Annotated in this window: 20 protein-coding genes and 1 riboswitch; of the genes, 14 read left to right on the top strand and 6 right to left on the bottom strand. The window is 72.5% G+C overall.

Annotation, left to right across the window (positions count from 1 at the left end; genetic code table 11):
* Nucleotides 1-73: 73 nt before the first annotated feature.
* Nucleotides 74-352, bottom strand: coding sequence for a type II toxin-antitoxin system Phd/YefM family antitoxin (locus IE311_RS10800; RefSeq protein ID WP_189831397.1), 279 nt, complete (start codon nt 350-352; stop codon nt 74-76).
* A 58-nt stretch (nt 353-410) separates the two neighbouring features.
* On the opposite strand from IE311_RS10800, the gene IE311_RS10795 reads away from it, so the two are divergent.
* From IE311_RS10795 to IE311_RS10785, 3 genes are all read left to right on the top strand, one after another.
* Complete coding sequence (locus IE311_RS10795; protein ID WP_229901847.1) at nt 411-1,034, top strand: ATP-dependent Clp protease proteolytic subunit; 624 nt, start codon at nt 411-413, stop codon at nt 1,032-1,034.
* Between the two features lie 7 nt (nt 1,035-1,041).
* Nucleotides 1,042-1,347 (top strand): hypothetical protein, encoded by a 306-nt coding sequence (locus tag IE311_RS10790; RefSeq protein ID WP_189831395.1) that lies wholly within the window; start codon nt 1,042-1,044, stop codon nt 1,345-1,347.
* A 391-nt stretch (nt 1,348-1,738) separates the two neighbouring features.
* Nucleotides 1,739-1,868: riboswitch (cyclic di-AMP (ydaO/yuaA leader) on the top strand.
* 3 nt (nt 1,869-1,871) lie between these two features.
* Nucleotides 1,872-2,348, top strand: a complete 477-nt coding sequence (locus IE311_RS10785; protein WP_189831394.1) for a C40 family peptidase — start codon at nt 1,872-1,874, stop codon at nt 2,346-2,348.
* Between the two features lie 88 nt (nt 2,349-2,436).
* On the opposite strand, the gene IE311_RS10780 is transcribed toward IE311_RS10785, so the two are convergent.
* Nucleotides 2,437-2,874, bottom strand: coding sequence for an ATP-binding protein (locus IE311_RS10780; RefSeq protein WP_189831393.1), 438 nt, complete (start codon nt 2,872-2,874; stop codon nt 2,437-2,439).
* Nucleotides 2,875-3,036: 162 nt separating this feature from the next.
* Entirely contained in the window at nt 3,037-4,224 is a 1,188-nt protein-coding gene (locus IE311_RS10775) for an 8-amino-7-oxononanoate synthase (protein WP_189831392.1), read from the bottom strand.
* 143 nt (nt 4,225-4,367) lie between these two features.
* Here IE311_RS10775 and bioB point away from each other — a divergent pair, with 143 nt between their 5' ends.
* From bioB to IE311_RS10735, 8 genes are all read left to right on the top strand, one after another.
* Nucleotides 4,368-5,621: a biotin synthase BioB gene (gene bioB / locus IE311_RS10770; protein ID WP_189831391.1), complete on the top strand. Its 1,254-nt coding sequence runs from the start codon at nt 4,368-4,370 to the stop codon at nt 5,619-5,621.
* A gap of 5 nt (nt 5,622-5,626) precedes the next feature.
* Nucleotides 5,627-6,907, top strand: coding sequence for an adenosylmethionine--8-amino-7-oxononanoate transaminase (locus IE311_RS10765; protein ID WP_189831390.1), 1,281 nt, complete (start codon nt 5,627-5,629; stop codon nt 6,905-6,907).
* A 17-nt stretch (nt 6,908-6,924) separates the two neighbouring features.
* Nucleotides 6,925-7,641 (top strand): dethiobiotin synthase, encoded by a 717-nt coding sequence (gene bioD / locus IE311_RS10760; RefSeq protein ID WP_189831389.1) that lies wholly within the window; start codon nt 6,925-6,927, stop codon nt 7,639-7,641.
* A gap of 59 nt (nt 7,642-7,700) precedes the next feature.
* A complete protein-coding gene (locus IE311_RS10755) occupies nt 7,701-8,045 on the top strand; it encodes a VOC family protein (protein ID WP_189831388.1) in 345 nt (114 codons plus the stop codon).
* A 10-nt stretch (nt 8,046-8,055) separates the two neighbouring features.
* Entirely contained in the window at nt 8,056-8,727 is a 672-nt protein-coding gene (locus IE311_RS10750; RefSeq protein ID WP_189831387.1) for a class I SAM-dependent methyltransferase, read from the top strand.
* A 148-nt stretch (nt 8,728-8,875) separates the two neighbouring features.
* A complete protein-coding gene (locus tag IE311_RS10745) occupies nt 8,876-9,301 on the top strand; it encodes a GNAT family N-acetyltransferase (RefSeq protein ID WP_189831386.1) in 426 nt (141 codons plus the stop codon).
* A gap of 308 nt (nt 9,302-9,609) precedes the next feature.
* On the top strand, nt 9,610-10,953 hold the full coding sequence (locus tag IE311_RS10740; RefSeq protein WP_189831385.1) for a hemolysin family protein: 1,344 nt from the start codon (nt 9,610-9,612) through the stop codon (nt 10,951-10,953).
* Nucleotides 10,950-11,969 (top strand): hemolysin family protein, encoded by a 1,020-nt coding sequence (locus IE311_RS10735; protein WP_189831384.1) that lies wholly within the window; start codon nt 10,950-10,952, stop codon nt 11,967-11,969. Before IE311_RS10740 ends, IE311_RS10735 begins: the two co-directional genes overlap by 4 nt.
* A gap of 131 nt (nt 11,970-12,100) precedes the next feature.
* Here IE311_RS10735 and IE311_RS10730 read toward each other — a convergent pair whose 3' ends face one another.
* Entirely contained in the window at nt 12,101-13,285 is a 1,185-nt protein-coding gene (locus IE311_RS10730; RefSeq protein WP_189831566.1) for an RNA polymerase sigma factor, read from the bottom strand.
* A gap of 8 nt (nt 13,286-13,293) precedes the next feature.
* Entirely contained in the window at nt 13,294-13,701 is a 408-nt protein-coding gene (locus tag IE311_RS10725) for a YciI family protein (protein WP_189831383.1), read from the bottom strand.
* A 235-nt stretch (nt 13,702-13,936) separates the two neighbouring features.
* On the opposite strand from IE311_RS10725, the gene IE311_RS10720 reads away from it, so the two are divergent.
* The 3 genes from IE311_RS10720 to mug all read left to right on the top strand — a co-directional run bounded on the left by IE311_RS10720 (nt 13,937) and on the right by mug (nt 16,852).
* Nucleotides 13,937-14,719, top strand: coding sequence for an SGNH/GDSL hydrolase family protein (locus IE311_RS10720; protein WP_189831382.1), 783 nt, complete (start codon nt 13,937-13,939; stop codon nt 14,717-14,719).
* A 130-nt stretch (nt 14,720-14,849) separates the two neighbouring features.
* Nucleotides 14,850-16,292, top strand: a complete 1,443-nt coding sequence (gene purB / locus IE311_RS10715; RefSeq protein WP_187623649.1) for an adenylosuccinate lyase — start codon at nt 14,850-14,852, stop codon at nt 16,290-16,292.
* A 62-nt stretch (nt 16,293-16,354) separates the two neighbouring features.
* Nucleotides 16,355-16,852 carry a G/U mismatch-specific DNA glycosylase gene (gene mug, locus IE311_RS10710; protein ID WP_189831565.1) on the top strand — a complete coding sequence of 166 codons (498 nt, stop codon included), beginning with the start codon at nt 16,355-16,357 and terminating at the stop codon, nt 16,850-16,852.
* A gap of 100 nt (nt 16,853-16,952) precedes the next feature.
* Here the strand turns inward: mug and IE311_RS10705 are convergent, their stop codons facing one another.
* Nucleotides 16,953-17,363 (bottom strand): hypothetical protein, encoded by a 411-nt coding sequence (locus IE311_RS10705; protein ID WP_189831381.1) that lies wholly within the window; start codon nt 17,361-17,363, stop codon nt 16,953-16,955.
* Nucleotides 17,364-17,419 lie beyond the last annotated feature (56 nt).

Raw genomic sequence — 17,419 nt, 5'->3', positions numbered from 1 at the left:
TCCGTACGCGCGAGAAGACGGCCGCGTGCCCCCGCTGTAGCGGACGGGGGTACGCGGCTTTTCCGTGCGCGACCTAGGAGATGCCGGGCTCGCGGTGGCGGGCGGCCAGGCCGAAGCGGGGCTGTTCGCCGGTAGCGGAGTCGAGCGCGTGGAGACCGGAGACCGAGCTGATCACATGCTCGTCGGCGGGCTTCTCGGCAGCCTCGAGTTCTTCCAGGTCAGCGGCGGAGACCAGGGCGACGAGCGGCTTCCCGTGGCGGGTGACGACGACGCGCTCACCGCCGTAGACGACGCGGTTGATGAGGTCCGCGAGCTCAGCCCGCGCTTGCGTCACCGGGATCTCGTAGGTCATGCTCCCCATCTTACGGGCTGTACGTCCTGTACATTTTTTACAGATGGAGGTACCCGCCATGGATGCTCGTTACGTCCTGCCCTCGTTCACGGAGCGCACCAGCTACGGAACCCGGACCCTCGACCCCTACTCGAAGCTCCTCGAATCCCGGATCGTCTTCCTCGGGACGCCGATCGACGAGACCTCGGCCAACGACGTGGTCGCCCAGCTCCTCCACCTGGACCACGCGGCACCGGACCAGGACGTCTCGCTCTACATCAACTCCCCCGGCGGCTCCCTCACCGCCATGACCGCGATCTACGACACGATCCGCTCGCTGCACTGCGACGTGGAGACCGCCTGCCTGGGCCAGGCCGCGTCGACCGCCGCCGTCCTGCTCGCCGCCGGCACCCCCGGCAAGCGGATGGCCCTCCCCGGCTCCCGGATCACGCTCCAGCAGCCCGCCGCCGACGAGCCGACACGGGGTCAGCTCAGCGACCTCGACCTCCAGGCCCGGGAGATGCTCCGGCTCCGCGCCCTGCTGGCGGGGATGCTCACCGAGGCCACGGGGCAGACCGCGGAGCGGATCGACGCCGACCTCGACCGCCTCACGGTCCTGGACGCGCCGGCGGCGGTCGCGTACGGCCTGGTGGACCACGTCATCACGAGCCGGGGCGCGACCTCCGGCGGCGCGGCGCGGTGAGCCGGCCGTGGTTCCCGAGTTGCCGCCGCTGCCCGCGCTGACCCGCGCGGAGGGTGAACTCGTCGACGCCTACCTCGAAGTCGTCGACCTCCTTGGGAAGATCAATCCATCCAGGAGCACGCATACCTATGGAGCGCTGCGTGCGGCACAGGCGCTGGTGGGGCGCGCCGAGGCGCTCCTCGAAGCCCTGACGCTCATGCATGTGCGGGGCGAGAGCGAGGTGCACGCGGACACGTTGGCGCGCGCCCTGCGGGTGTTGGACGGGGAGCGCAGGACCGGCCGCGTCACCGTCCCCCACACCCGGCCGAGTTGACATTCCCGCGTGTCGTGTCGAGGTCCGGACGGCCGACGCACACCGCAGATTCGCTCCCCCGTACGGCGTAGTCGACGAGTCGACATTTATGCCGGGTGAGTTGCACAACAGGTGTACGCATTTGGCGGAATGGGGCGTTCCGCTGCTGGTGCGGGGCTCGTCCGCCACCCCTTCGAAGATCACAAAGGCTTCCTGTCCACCCGAATGGATCAGTCGTGAGGAGCCTCACATATCGCCGTTTCAGCTCGGATTTCGACCCCGGTGTGGGTCAAGATCCCTGTCGACGACAAGCCCCCGCCGCCGCGGCGGGGCGGTCCGGGCGGACGCCGAGTCCTGCCGCTGTCCCGGACGTCTGGTCGACAGGAGTGGATCGGCAGGAGTGGAGGACCCGATTTTTACGGGGCTGAAGCGCTGTTTCGACAGCGGGACAGTCCCTTGGGGTGAAGCCGCGTCAGCGGCCGGGCATCTTCGCCAGCCCGAACCCGACAGGTCATCCTTCGCAGGCGGCTGACGAAGGGTTGCGCATGACCGCGCAGATGCATGTCCCGTCCCTGCTGTCCCGGGCCGGAGCCGTCTCGGCTCTCACCCTCGCCGCCGTCGGCGGCACGCTGTTCGCACCAGGTGCGGCATCGGAGGCCCAGGCAGCCACCACGCACGCGAACAAGGCACTGAGCGTCGCCGCGTCCAAGAAGGGAGCCCCGTACCGGTACGGAAGCACCGGACCCTCCAGGTTCGACTGCTCCGGGCTGACGCTCTACGCGTACAAGAAGGCGGGCAAGTCGCTGCCCCGCACCGCGCAGCAGCAGTACAACAAGACCCGGCACATCTCGGCCTCGACCAGACAGAAGGGGGATCTGGTCTTCTTCCACTCCGGTGGAAGGGTCTACCACGTGGGCATCTACGCCGGCAGCGGCAAGATCTGGCATTCGCCCAAGACGGGTTCCTGGGTGAAGCTCGACAAGATCTGGTCGTCGAAGGTCTACTACGGCCGCGTCCGCTGATCAGGCGGCGGTAGCGGTTCGTTCGTGAGGGGTGCGGTGGCGCCGCCGTACCCCTGGGACCCCGCCCGGCCCCGCGCCTCCGGGCCCGTCAGAGGCTCGCGACGTGAGCCACGCTCCACGGCAGGGTGATCCAGACCGTCTTGCCGCCGTCCGCGGTCGGGGTGACCGAGAGCCGGCCACCGGCCTCCGCCGCGAGGACGCGGATGATGACCATGCCGCGACCGTTGTCCTGCTGGACCGCCGCCGGGAGGCGGCGCGGACGGCGCGGATGACTGTCGGTCACACCGATGTGCAGCCGCTCCTCGCGTTCCAGCCGTACGTCGACCGTGAACGTGGGCGACTGGCCGAGCGTGTGCAGAACGGCGTTGGTGGCCAGCTCGGAGACGATCAGACGGATCGCGTCGGCGAAGTCCGCGGCGTCGTCGAGACCCCAGCCGGTGAGGACCTCCGCGACGTACCTCCGGGCCGTGGGGACCGAGGCGGGTTCGCTCGGCAGCGTGAGGGTTGCTTCCTGGTGATCTGCCATGGCGACGCTGTCCCTTTCCCGCCGGGGCCACTGCCCCGGATTGCGCTTCGCGTCAGAGTGCCACCGATCGTGCCGCGCCGTGCGGCGTTCCACCAAGATATGTCCCCATCTGTCGCCCGAAGCGGTGAACTCTGCTGCCCGGAAACGCTCTTGGGCCGCTCGTCAACCCTGCCGGGCGGCGGGCGCGGTACGCAGAATCGTCTCCACCGCCCGCTCGATCTGCGCGTCCGTCAGATCGGCGCGGGCCGTGAGTCGCAGCCGCGAGATGCCGTCGGGTACGGACGGAGGCCGGAAGCAGCCCACCGCCAGACCCTGCTCACGGCAGTCCGCCGCCCACCGCAGCGCCGCCTCGGGGGAGGGTGCGCGCACCGAGACGACGGCCGCGTCGGGCCGCGCCGCCGTGAGACCCGCGTCCGTGAGCAGCCGGTGCAGGGTGGTGGCGACGGTACGGGCCCGCTCGGCGAGGCCCGGTTCCGCCACCATCAGACGCAGGCTCGCGAGCGCGCCGCCCGCCGCCGCGGGGGCGAGCCCGGTGTCGAAGATGAAGGTGCGGGCCGCGTTCACCAGGTGCTCCACGACCCGGGCCGGGCCGAGGACGGCACCGCCCTGGCTGCCGAGGGACTTCGAGAGGGTCAGGGTGGCGACGACGTCCTCGTCGCCGGCGAGCCCGGCCTCGTGGAGGGCGCCCCGGCCCCCTTCGCCGAGGACGCCGAGGCCGTGGGCGTCGTCCACGACGAGCCCGGCGCCGTGGGCGCGGCAGGCCTCGGCGAGCTCCGGCAGCGGGGCCTTGTCCCCGTCGACGGAGAACACGGAGTCGCTGACGACCAGCGCGCGCCGCCCGGGGTGCGCGTCGAGGGTCTTCCGTACGGCCTCGGGGTCGGTGTGCGGGACGACGGCCGTCTCGGCGCGCGCGAGGCGGCAGCCGTCCACGATCGACGCGTGGTTGGAGGCGTCCGAGACGACGAGGGCGTCCCGGCCGCCGAGCGCGGTGAGCGCCGCCAGGTTGGCGGTGTAGCCGGAGGAGAAGACGAGGGCCGCTTCGAAACCGCAGAAGTCGGCGAGTTCGCGCTCCAGGCGGGTGTGCAGCCGGGTGGTGCCGGTGACGAGCCGTGAGCCGGTGGAACCGGCGCCCCAGCGCCTCGCCGCCTCGGCCGCCGCCTCGGTGACCTCCGGTCGGCGGGTGAGTCCGAGGTAGTCGTTGCTCGCCAGGTCGAGCAGCTCCGACTCGGCCGCCCGGGGCCGCAGCGTACGGACCAGACCGGCCTCCGCCCGGCGGCGTGCCTCGGTGTCGGTCCAGTCGAACGCGGTCCGGCGCGGGCCCGCGGCCCGTGCCTCGTCGGCCTGTGGCATGCGGCGATCCTTTTGTAGGCAGCGCACAGACCCTAACCGGAGCGTGCCGAGGTCGGGATGTGGTCATCCACACACCTCTATCGGCGGCGTTTGTTCGGATCCTCCTTGGCCCCGGGGCGGGCGGTAGGCAAGGATCAGCGGTTATGGACCTGCTGAACACGCTGGTGGAGAAGGGGCTGCGGCGCGAGCTGCCGACCCGTGAAGAAGCGCTCGCCGTCCTGGCGACCTCCGACGACGAACTGCTCGATGTGGTGGCGGCGGCCGGCAAGGTGCGCCGTCAGTGGTTCGGGCGCCGGGTGAAGCTCAACTACCTGGTGAACCTGAAGTCGGGGCTGTGCCCCGAGGACTGCTCGTACTGCTCGCAGCGCCTCGGCTCCAAGGCCGAGATCCTCAAGTACACCTGGCTGAAGCCGGACGAGGCCTCCCAGGCCGCCGCGGCCGGTGTCGCGGGCGGGGCGAAGCGGGTCTGTCTGGTCGCGAGCGGCCGCGGCCCGACGGACCGGGACGTCGAGCGGGTCGGCAGGACCATCGAGGCCATCAAGGAGCAGAACGAGGGCGTCGAGGTGTGCGCCTGTCTGGGACTGCTCTCGGACGGCCAGGCGGAGCGGCTGAAGGACGCCGGCGCCGACGCGTACAACCACAACCTGAACACCTCCGAGGCGACGTACGAGGGGATCACCAAGACCCACACGTACGCCGACCGGGTGGACACCGTGCAGAAGGCGCACGCCGCCGGTCTCTCGGCCTGCTCGGGCCTGATCGCGGGCATGGGCGAGACCGACGAGGACCTCGTCGACGTCGTCTACGCGCTGCGCGAGCTGGACTCCGACTCGGTGCCCGTCAACTTCCTCATCCCCTTCGAGGGGACGCCGCTCGCCAAGGAGTGGAACCTCACCCCGCAGCGCTGCCTGCGGATCCTGGCCATGGTGCGGTTCGTCTGCCCCGACGTCGAGGTCCGGATCGCGGGCGGCCGCGAGGTGCACCTGCGCTCGATGCAGCCCCTCGCGCTGAACATCGCGAACTCGATCTTCCTCGGCGACTACCTGACGAGCGAGGGCCAGGCCGGTCAGGCCGACCTGGACATGATCGCGGACGCGGGCTTCGAGGTGGAGGGCGCGGGCACGACCACGCTGCCGAAGCACCGTGCGGACGCGCTCGCCGCGGCGGGCGGCGGCTGCGGCTCGCAGGCGTCGGCGGGCTGCGGCTCGGACGCCTCGGCCGAGGGCGCGGGCTGCGGTTCGCACACCGAGGCGGGCGGCGGCTGCGGGCCGTGCGGCGGCCACGCCCCGGTTCCCGAGCCGGCGGAGTCCGCCGAGGCCGCGGCGAACCAGGCCCGGACGGACCTGGTCGCGGTGCGCCGCCGAGGTGCCGGTACGGACCTCGCCCCGAACGCGTGACGGCCGTGGGGAACGACGAGCTCATCGCTCTCGACCGGGCCCACGTCTGGCATCCGTACGGCCCCATGCCGGGCCGTACGGACCCGCTGGTCGTCGAGTCCGCGTCCGGCGTGCGCCTTCGCCTCGCCGAACCCGCCGAGGGGCGGGACGAGTTGATCGACGGCATGTCCTCCTGGTGGTCGGCGATCCACGGCTACAACCACCCCGTGCTCAACGAGGCGGTGCGCGGCCAGCTGGACCGGATGAGCCACGTCATGTTCGGCGGACTCACCCACGAGCCGGCCGTCAGGCTCGCCGCCCGGCTCGTCGAGATCACCCCCGAGCCGCTGCGGCACGTCTTCCTCAGCGACTCGGGCTCCGTGTCCGTCGAGGTCGCGGTCAAGATGTGTCTGCAGTACTGGCGCTCGCTCGGCCGTCCCGAGAAGCAGCGGATGCTCACCTGGCGCGGCGGCTACCACGGGGACACCTGGCAGCCCATGTCCGTGTGCGACCCGCAGGGCGGGATGCACGAGCTGTGGACCGGGGTGCTCCAGCGGCAGGTGTTCGTGGACGCCCCGCCGGCCGCGTACGAGGAGTCGTACGCCGACCTGCTGCGGACCGAGATCGGGAGCCACGCGCACGAGCTGGCCGCCGTGATCGTGGAGCCGGTGGTGCAGGGCGCGGGCGGGATGCGCTTCCACGACCCGGAGTACCTGCGGGTGCTGCGCGAGGCCTGCGACGCGCACGACGTGCTGCTGGTCTTCGACGAGATCGCCACCGGGTTCGGGCGCACGGGCACGCTGTTCGCCGCCGACCAGGTGGGGGTCTCCCCCGATGTGATGTGCGTGGGCAAGGCGCTGACGGGCGGCTATCTGTCGATGGCGGCGACGCTCTGCACGAGCCGGGTCGCCGACGGGATCTCTCAGGGCGAGGTCCCGGTCCTGGCGCACGGGCCGACCTTCATGGGGAACCCGCTGGCCTCCGCGGTGGCCCTCGCCTCGATCGACCTGCTCCTCTCCCAGGACTGGCAGGTCGAGGTCAAGCGGATCGAGACGGGACTGCGGGAGGGGCTCGCCCCCGTCGCCGGGCTCCCGGGCGTCCGCGAGGTACGGGTGTCCGGCGCGATCGGCGTCGTACAGCTCGACCACCCGGTCGACATGGCGGCGGCGACGCGCGCGGCGGTCCGGGAGGGCGTGTGGCTGCGCCCGTTCCGCGACCTGATCTACACGATGCCGCCGTACGTGACGGGTGACGCGGACCTGGCCCGGATCTGCGCCGCGGTGGGCGCGGCGGCGGCAGCGGGCTGAACGGAAGGACTGGAACAGTGGGAATCCTCGTCGTCAGCGGTACGGGCACGGAGATCGGCAAGACGGTGGTGACCGCGGCGGTGGCCGCCGTGGCCACGGCGGCCGGCCGGTCGGTCGCCGTCCTGAAGCCCGCGCAGACGGGCGTCGGACCGGACGAGCGCGGCGACGCCGACGAGGTCGTCCGGCTCTCGGGAGCCGCGGGCTCCGCCGAACTGGGCCGCTTCCCGGAGCCGCTGGCGCCGGGTACGGCGGCCCTGCGGGCCGGTCTCGCCCCGGTCGGGCCCGGGCAGGTCGCCGAGGCGGCCCGGAAGCTGGCCGCCGAGTACGACCTGGTGCTCGTGGAGGGGGCGGGCGGGCTGCTCGTCCGCTTCGACGAGGAGGGCGGCACGCTCGCGGACGCGGCGGCGCTGCTCGGCGCCCCGGTCCTCGTGGTCGTCCCGGCCGGTCTGGGCACGCTCAACTCGACGGCCCTGACGGCGGAGGCACTGCGGGCACGCGGGATCGAACAGCTGGGTGTGGTGATCGGCAGCTGGCCGGACGCACCGGATCTGGCGATGCGCTGCAATCTGGCGGACCTGCCGGAGTCGGCGGACGCGCCGCTCCTCGGGGCCGTGCCGGAGGGATCGGGCGCGCTCGGCCCGACGGAGTTCCGGGCGGCGGCGGGCGGCTGGCTGGGCCCGGCCCTGGGCGGTACGTGGGACGCGGAGGCCTTCCGGGAGCGGTTCCCCGCCTGAGCGCGACGGGCCGCTCCGCGAAGGGGGCCCGCGGGGCGCGGACTCCGTAGGCTGGAGGCATGCGCGCTCATGTTCAGGAGATCGTCTTCGACTGTGCCGATCCGGCCGCACTCGTCCGCTTCTGGGCCGGCCTCCTCGGCGGTTCTCCGGTCGACCGGAGCGCGGACTGGTCGTACGTCGACCCGCCGGGGTTCGCGCGGCTCGCCTTCCAGCGGGTGCCGGAGGGCAAGACGGTGAAGAACCGGGTCCATCTCGACCTGGAGGTGGAGCAGCCCGACCGGGCCGCCGAGGAGGCGCTGCGTTCCGGCGCGGCCAGGGTCGGCGGCATCGTGACGGACGAACAGGGCTCCTTCCAGGTCATGAAGGACCCGGAGGGCAACGAGTTCTGCTTCGTGACGGGCTGAGGTGGCTCCGATGACAGCGTCCCGCCGGGTCCGGCCGGAAACCCCGTCACCCCGAGTCCACCATCCGCTGTTCGCCCGCTTCTACAGCCGGTTCAGCGTCTCCGCAGAGACCAGGGGCGGACTCGGCGCACTGCGCGCCGAGCTGCTCGACGGTCTGACCGGCCGGGTGATCGAGATCGGGGCGGGGAACGGGCTGAACTTCGCGCACTACCCCGACGGGGTCTCCGAGGTGGTGGCCGTCGAGCCCGAGGCCCGGCTGCGCCGGCTGGCCCAGGAGGCCGCGCCCCGGGCGCCGGTCCCGGTGACCGTCCTCCCGGACACGGCGGAGGCACTGCCCCTGGAGGACGCCTCCTTCGACGCGGCCGTGGCCTCGCTCGTCCTCTGTACGGTACGGAACGTGCCGCAGGCCCTCGCGGAGCTGTACCGGGTGGTGCGCCCCGGCGGTGAGCTGCGGTTCTTCGAGCACGGGCTGGCGGAGACACCCGGCCTCGCGCGCGTGCAGCGGGGTCTGGACCGGACGGTCTGGCCGTTGCTCTTCGGCGGCTGCCACACCGCGCGGGCCCCGCTCGCGGCGATCGAGGCGGCCGGCTTCTCCCTTGACTCCTATCGCTCCTTCTCCGTGCCGGAGAAGGGGCCCCGGCTGCCCTCCTCGCCGTGTGTCCTCGGTGTGGCCCGGCGGTAGCCGGGCCCCTCGACCGGGCCGCTCCGAACATCGCTCCGGACACCGCCCCGGACACCGCCCCGGCCCTTCGCGCCGGGGCGGGACCGGCCCCGTCCCGGCACCCGGAACTGCATGGCAGCGGCTCGACTCCGCGTGATGGGATCGGGCCATGATCGATCTGCGGATACGTGCCGCCACCCCCGACGAGGCCGAGGCGGTCCTGGCCTTCTGGAAGGAGTCCGCCCACGGGACATCCGTCTCGGACGACGTTCACGGGGTGAGACGGCTCATCGACCGCGACCCCGAGGCGCTCCTCCTGGCCCTGGCCGACGGTCTGATCGTGGGGTCCGTGATCGCGGGCTGGGACGGCTGGCGCGCCTCCCTCTACCGGCTCGCCGTGCTGCCCTCGCACCGTCGCCGGGGCATCTCCACGGCGTTGCTGCGGGCGGCCGAGGAGCGGTTCGCCGCGCTCGGCGGGCGGCGGGTGGACGCCATGGTCCTGGAGGCGAACGAGACCGGGCGGCGGCTCTGGTCGGCCGCCGGGTTCGTGCGCGAGGAGCGCTGGCGCCGGTGGGTGAAGCCGCTCACGGGCTGAACCGCCCCGGGCCCGGAGGTGAGGGTCGTCCCCCGGCTTCCCCATGCCTCCCTCGGCGTCCTCGGCTTCCCCGCGCTTCCCTCGGCGTCCTCGGCTTCCCCTTCCTCCGAGGGCGGGGAGGCCGTCACCATCCTCTTTTGCCGACCCTTTACCATGGTGTCTCATCCAGACGACCCGACGACCGAAAGGTGTGAGCGTCCGCCCATGGGCGAGCCTCCCAGTAGCACTGGTTCCCGCAGCACCGGCTTCGAAGAACGACATCGCGCGTTCCCTTCCTCCCTGACTGATCATGGGACGGAGGTGAACCGATGACCGAAGTGCTTCTGCTCCTCCTGGCGCTCCTCCTCTCCGTCGCGTGCGGCGCGTTCGTCGCGGCCGAGTTCTCGCTGACCACGGTCGAGCGCAGCGACCTCGAAGCCGCCGCGGAGCGCGGCGAGCGCGGTGCGGCGGGAGCACTCAAGGCCGTCAGGTCGCTGACGTTCCAGCTCTCCGGCGCCCAGCTGGGCATCACCGTCACCAACCTGGTGGTCGGCATGCTCTCGGAGCCGTCGATCTCCAAGCTGATCCGGGGGCCCCTCGAGGACCTCGGTCTCTCCGCCTCGGTCGCCTCCTCGGTGGCGCTGGTCCTGGGCACCGCCCTGTCGACCGTCGTCCTGATGGTCGTCGGCGAGCTGGTCCCCAAGAACTGGGCGATCTCCTCGCCCCTCGCGGTCGCCAAGGTCGTCGCCACCCCGCAGCGGGTGTTCACGGCCGCCTTCAAGCCGCTGATCAGCCACCTCAACAACACCGCGAACCGGATCCTGCGCCGTCTGGGCATGGAGCCGACCGAGGAACTCGCCTCCGCGCGCTCCCCGCAGGAGCTGGTGGCACTCGCCCGCCACTCCGCGAAGGAGGGGGCCCTCGAGGCGGACACGGCCGAACTGTTCGTCCGCACCCTCAACCTGGCGGAGCTCACCGCGGAGAACGTGATGACGCCCCGCGTGCAGGTCACCGCGCTCGAGGTGCAGGCCACCGCCGAGGACGTCGCCAACGCGACCCGGGCGACCGGCCTGTCCCGCTTCCCCGTGTACCGGGGCAACCTCGACTCGGTCGTCGGCATCGCGCACATCAAGGACGTCCTGGCCATACCGGCCGAGGAGCGGCCGCACCGCCGGATCGGCGAGCTGCTGCGCGAGCCCCTGCTCGTCCCCGAGACGCTGACCGTGGACCGGCTCCTCGACCGGCTGTCCGGGAAGCAGACGATGGCCGTCGTCATCGACGAGTACGGCGGCACGGCCGGGGTCGCCACCCTGGAGGACATCGTCGAGGAGGTCGTCGGCGAGGTACGCGACGAGCACGACCCGCACGAGACGCCGGACCTGGCGCGCGCGGGCGAGGACACGGCCGGGCGTGAGCTCTGGTCCGCCGACGGCGCCGCCCGTACCGACCAGGTGGAGGCGATCGGCCTCCGGGTGCCGGACGGGCCGTACGAGACGCTCGCGGGCGTCGTCGCCCACGAGCTGGGCCGTATCCCGGCCGTCGGCGACAGCGTGGAGCTGGCCGGCTGGCGGCTCGACGTCGTGGACGCCTCGGGCCGGCGCGCCGCGCGCATGCTGATGCACGCCCCCGTCGCCCACGAGACCGAGGACAATTCCGGGGAGACCGGCCGATGATCGTCATCCAGTTGCTGATCGGCTTTCTGACCCTGATCGTCAACGCCTTCTTCGTCGGCGCCGAGTTCGCCCTGATCTCGGTCCGGCGCAGCCAGATCGAGCCGCTCGCCGAGTCCGGGAACCGCCGGGCGCGCAGCGTCATCTGGGGCCTGGAGCACGTCTCCGCCCTGCTCGCCGCCGCGCAGCTCGGCATCACGCTCTGCACCCTGGTGCTCGGCATCGTCGCCGAGCCGGCCATCGCGCACCTGCTCGAGCCGGTCTTCGACGCGATCGGAGTGCCGCACGGTCTGGTCCACCCGATCTCGTTCGTGATCGCGCTGTCCCTGGCCACGTATCTGCACATGCTCCTCGGCGAGATGGTGCCGAAGAACATCGCGCTCGCCGAGCCGACGCGTACCGCGCTGCTGCTCGGCCCGCCGCTGGTGACCTTCGCGCGGGCCCTGCGGCCGGTGATCTTCACGATCAACGCCTTCGCCAACACCCTGCTCAAGCTGTTGCGGGTGGAGGTCAAGGACGAGGTCGCCGCGACGTTCTCGGACGACGAGCTGGCCCGGATGGTCACCGACGCGGGCGACGCCGGGCTCCTGGACGACCGGGCCGCGGAGCGGCTGCACGACGCCCTGGAGCTGGGCCGTCGTCCCGTGAGGGATGTCGTCATGCCGGCGGACAAGGTCGTGTACGCGCAGGTCGGCACCACTCCGGCGGAGCTGGAGGCGCTGGCGGCGCGGACGAGCTTCTCCCGTTTCCCCGTGGTCGACGAGGATCGCCGGATCCTGGGCTATCTGCATGTGAAGGACGCCCTGGACGTGTCCCCGCGGGATCTGCCGTTCCCGGTGTCCGCGCTGCGGCCGATCGCCCGGGTCCGGGCGGCCACGCCGATGGACGACGTCCTCACGGCGATGCGCCGCAGCCGGACCCATCTGGCGGCGGTGCTCGACGAGGACGACAAGCCGGCCGGACTCGTGACGATGGAGGACGTCCTGCGCGAGCTGGTGGGCCGCCCCGCGGCGCCGTAGCGACCGGGTGACGGCCGATGTCGGCGCCCGGGTGATGCCGGACGTCGCGGCGTCCGGGTGAGACCCGGCAGGGAGGGCCCCGGGAGTTTCCCGGGGCCCTCTCGCGTACGCGGAGGATCCGGGCGCGTCCGTCAGCGGATCCGGCGGGCGTTGAGCCGGGCGGCCTGGCGGGTCAGATGGTCGCGCTCGGCGAGGTTGGACGCCAGGTGGGCGGCCTCGGCGTACAGCCGCGCCGCCGTCTCCGGGTCGCCGTCGCGCTCGTGGAGGTACGCGGCCACCGCGGTGTGACGGGGCAGCGAGGGGTCCAGCACCGCGAGCGCCGCCAGTCCGGCGCGCGGTCCGTCGGCCTCCCCGACGGCGACCGCGCGGTTGAGCCGCACGACCGGGTTGTCGGTCAGGCGCGTGAGCTCGTCGTACCACTCCACGATCTGCACCCAGTCGGTCTCCTCGGCGGTGGGCGCGTCGGCGTGGAGTGCCGCGACGGCGGCCTGGGCCTGGAACTCGCCCAGCCGGTCGCGGGCGAGGGCCGCCTGGAGGATCTCCACCCCCTCGGCGATCGACGCGGTGTCCCACCGGCCGCGGTCCTGCTCGGCGAGCGGCACCAGACTGCCGTCGGGCGCGGTCCGGGCGGCTCGCCGGGCGTGGTGGAGCAGCATGAGGGCGAGCAGCCCCGCCACCTCGGGGTGATCGATGCGGGCCGCGAGCTGCCGGGTGAGCCGGACGGCCTCGGCCGCGAGGTCGACGTCGCCGGAGTAGCCCTCGTTGAAGACCAGGTAGAGGACGCGCAGCACCGTGGCGACATCGCCGGGCCGGTCGAGCCCTCCTCCCGGTCCCGGGCGCGCTCGGCCGGGTGCCACCCCACCGTCGGAGAGGGTGCGCTTGGCCCGGCTGATGCGCTGCGCCATGGTCGCCTCCGGCACCAGGTAGGCCTCGGCGATCTGGCGCGTGGTGAGGCCCCCGACGGCTCGCAGGGTGAGCGCGACCGCGGACGCCGGGGTCAGCGACGGATGGGCGCACAGGAAGTAGAGCTGGAGGGTGTCGTCCACCCCGGGGGTGGGCCCGGGGGCCGGTTCCTCGTCGACGAGGTCCTCCCGGCGGCGCCGGGCGGCGTCCGCCCGGGTCGCGTCGAGGAACCGGTGCCAGGCCACGGTGACCAGCCAGCCCTTGGCGTCCCGCGGGGGGTCGTCCGGCCAGACGCGGACGGCCTGGACGAGAGCGTCCTGCACGGCGTCCTCGGCCGCCGCGAAGTCGGCTCCGCGGCGGACGAGGATCGTGATCACTCGGGGGATGAGCCCCCGCAGCAGTGCCTCGTCCATGGGGGCGGTCACTCCGTGACGGTGGGCGGCTCGGTCAGGAAGGGGCGGAGCTCCAGCCACTCGTGGATCGGTTCCCCGCCCGCCCCCGGGGCGGCCGACAGCTCCCCGGCCAGTTCGAGGGCGCGCTCGTAGCTGTCGACGTCGATCACCATCCAGCCGGCGATGAGGTCCTTGGTCTCGGCGAACGGGCCGTCGGTGACCGGCGGGCGGCCCTCGCCGTCGTACCGGACGAACGTGCCGCCGGGGGCGAGCGCCTGTCCGTCGACGAACTCGCCGGTCCCTTCGAGCCGGGTGGCGAAGTCCCTCATGTACCGCACGTGGGCCGAGATCTCCTCCGGCGTCCACTTCTCCATCGGTACGTCGTTGACGGCGGCCGGGGCGCCTCGGTAGTGCTTGAGCAACAGGTACTTGGCCATGGTGTCTCTCCTCGCCGGTGCGGCCTCTCGTGGTCGCGTTCACTGCGGGGACGGAGCCGGTCACGGGTTCTCGACATCGCCGTCCGGGTTTCCTTCGGACTCTCGGCCGAGCCCGGGTGGGACGCCTCTCAGCCTTGCCCGCGAGCCTTCCCGTGTCCAGCGAACGGCGCCGGGAGCGGGTGGCGGGGCCCACGGCGGGGAACGTCCGCATACCGCGCGGTATGATCGCTCCGTCATGGAGATCAATGCCTCATACAACAGTTTCGTCGCCCTCGGCGACAGCTTCACCGAGGGCATGTCGGACCGGAAGCCCGACGGTTCCTACCGGGGCTGGGCCGACATCCTCGCCGACCGGCTGGCCGCCCGCACCCCCGACTTCCGATACGCCAACCTCGCCGTGCGCGGCAAGCTCATCGGCCAGATCGTCGACGAGCAGGTCGAGACGGCCGCCGCGATGAAGGCGGACGTCGTGACCCTCGTCGGCGGGCTCAACGACACCCTGCGGCCCAAGGTCGACATGGGGCGGGTGCGCGGACTGCTCACCGAGGCCGTCGAGAAGCTCTCGCCCTCCTGCGGGCAGCTCGTCCTGATGCGCAGCCCCGGCCGGAACGGCCCGGTGCTGCAGCGCTTCCGCCCCCGGATGGAGGAGCTCTTCGCACACGTCGACGAACTCGCCGCCCGGCACGGGGCCCTGGTCGTCGACCTGTACGGCGCCCCCTCGCTCGCCGATCCCCGGCTCTGGGACGTGGACCGGCTCCATCTGACCGGCGAAGGCCACCGGCGGGTCGCCGAGGCCGTGTGGCAGACGCTCGGCCTGGCCCCCGAGGAGGACTGGCGGACGCCGATCCCCCCGTCCGCGCCGCCCGGCTGGACGAGCCGCCGCCTGGCCGACGCCCGCTTCGCCAGGGAGCACCTCGGCCCGTGGATCGGCCGGCGGCTGACCGGCCGCTCCTCCGGAGACGGCCGCGCCCCCAAGCGCCCGGAGCTGCTGCCGTACGAGCCGTCGACGGGGCCGTAGAGGGATACGGAGGAGGAGCCGAAGCCGTACGGGCAGCGGCGGCTCCCCCTCGCGTGAGCTGCGTCTCGTAGCAACCTCCACATGGGATCGTGGCGCTGGCCTGCACAAACCGCCAGTAGAATCTGTCCACGTGACTGCTGTGACTGCGAAGCCCCGTATCCCCAACGTCCTGGCCGGCCGCTACGCCTCCGCGGAGCTCGCCGTCCTCTGGTCCCCCGAGCAGAAGGTCAAGCTGGAGCGTCAGCTCTGGCTCGCCGTGCTGCGTGCGCAGAAGGACCTCGGGATCGAGGTTCCGGACGCGGCCCTCGCCGACTACGAGCGCGTGCTCGACCAGGTCGACCTCGGCTCCATCGCCGAGCGCGAGAAGGTCACCCGGCACGACGTGAAGGCCCGGATCGAGGAGTTCAACGCCCTCGCCGGCCACGAGCACGTCCACAAGGGCATGACCTCGCGCGACCTCACCGAGAACGTCGAGCAGCTGCAGATCCGGCTCTCCCTCGAGCTGATGCGGGACCGTACGGTCGCCGTCCTCGGCCGCCTCGGCAAGCTCTCCGCCGAGTACGCGGAGCTGGTCATGGCGGGCCGCTCGCACAACGTCGCCGCCCAGGCCACCACCCTCGGCAAGCGCTTCGCGACCGCCGCGGACGAGCTGCTCGTGGCGTACGCCCGCCTGGAGGAGCTGCTCGGCCGCTACCCGCTGCGCGGCATCAAGGGCCCGGTGGGCACCGCCCAGGACATGCTGGACCTGCTCGGCGGCGACGCCGGCAAGCTGGCCGACCTGGAGCAGCGGATCGCCGGTCACCTCGGCTTCGCGCACGCCTTCACCTCCGTCGGCCAGGTCTACCCCCGCTCGCTCGACTACGACGTGGTCACCTCGCTCGTGCAGCTGGCCGCCGCCCCGTCGTCGATCGCCAAGACGATCCGCCTGATGGCGGGCCACGAGCTGGTCACCGAGGGCTTCAAGCCCGGCCAGGTCGGCTCCTCGGCGATGCCGCACAAGATGAACACCCGCTCCTGCGAGCGCGTCAACGGCCTGATGGTCATCCTGCGCGGTTACGCCTCGATGACCGGCGAGCTGGCCGGCGACCAGTGGAACGAGGGCGACGTCTCCTGCTCCGTGGTCCGCCGGGTCGCGCTGCCCGACGCCTTCTTCGCGCTGGACGGTCTCCTGGAGACCTTCCTCACCGTGCTCGACGAGTTCGGCGCCTTCCCGGCCGTCGTCGCCCGCGAGCTCGACCGCTACCTGCCCTTCCTGGCGACCACCAAGGTCCTCATGGGCGCCGTCCGCGCCGGGGTGGGCCGCGAGGTCGCCCACGAGGCGATCAAGGAGAACGCCGTCGCCTCCGCCCTCGCCATGCGCGAGCAGGGCACCGTGCAGAACGAGCTGCTCGACAAGCTGGCCGCCGACGAGCGCATCCCCCTGGACCGGGCGCAGCTCGACGAGCTGATGGCGGACAAGCTGTCCTTCACCGGCGCCGCCGCCGACCAGGTCGCGTCCGTGGTCTCCCGTATCGAGGAGATCCTCAAGCAGCACCCCGAGGCCGCCGCCTACGCCCCCGGCGCGATCCTCTGACCGGGACCCCCCGGTTCACCAAGGAGCAGTTGGAGGCCGCCCGCGACCGCGTCGTTCCCGACGTGGCCGCGGGCGGCCTTTCCGTGCTGTTCTGCGGGATCAACCCGGGTCTCATGACGGCGGCGACGGGCCACCACTTCGCCCGCCCCGGCAACCGGTTCTGGCCGGTGCTCCATCTGTCCGGGTTCACCCCGAGGCAGCTGCGGCCGGACGAACAGGACGAGCTCCTGTCGTACGGTCTCGGGATCACCAACGTGGTGGCGCGGGCGACCGCGCGGGCCGACGAGCTGACCGCCGAGGAGTACCGGGAGGGCGGCCGGATCCTCGTCGCGAAGGTGGAGCGGCTGGCGCCGCGCTGGCTCGCGGTCGTCGGAGTCACCGCGTACCGCACGGCCTTCGGCGAGCCGAAGGCCGCCATCGGGCCGCAGGAGCGCCTGATCGGATCCACCCGGGTGTGGGCGCTGCCCAACCCGAGCGGCCTCAACGCGCACTGGACGGCGGCGACGATGGCCGAGGAGTACGCCCGGCTGCGGGAGGCCGCCGGGGCGCCCGAGGCCTGAGCGGGAGTGGTTCGCGGTCGGGACCGGCGGCAGCCCGGCCGTCACGCCGGCGGGTCGTGACGTCGGCGGGGCGACCGCCCCGTACGCATGAGCCCCGGCGTCATATCGGCGGGTCGACCGTGGTGAGCACGGCGAGGAGCTGGAACGGCAGCTCCTTGTCCCACTGGGAGACGCCCAGGCCGATCCAGGCCCCATCGGCCCGCCACAGGCGCAGGTTCGGTGTGTGACAGCTGAGTGTGGACCAGGGCTCGGGTATCGACTCGCCCTCCATGCTCCGTTCCAGGACGGGCCCGAGGTCGAGCTCCCGAGGGGTGCCCCAGCGCGCGGTGAGGAGGACGCCGAGGCCGTCCCGTTCCGCTTCGTACTGGTCCTCGACGAGCACGCGGCGCGTGCCGTCGTCCTCCCAGAAGTCCTCGCTCGTCGCGAGCTCCGCCAGGTGGAAGTCCGGTCCGCCGTCGAACCCCCGGGTCCGAAGTAATTCGATCGCCGCCCAATGGCCCGCCGTGGTCATGAGGCCAGTAAAGCCCCCGGCACTGACAGTTGGCGCCGCGTCAGAAGCGGCGCACC

This window comes from Streptomyces zaomyceticus (genome assembly GCF_014656215.1).
Classification (GTDB): Bacteria; Actinomycetota; Actinomycetes; order Streptomycetales; family Streptomycetaceae; genus Streptomyces; species Streptomyces zaomyceticus.
The sequence above is the reverse complement of the archived record's forward strand: the minus strand, read 5'-3'. Positions and strand labels throughout refer to the sequence as shown.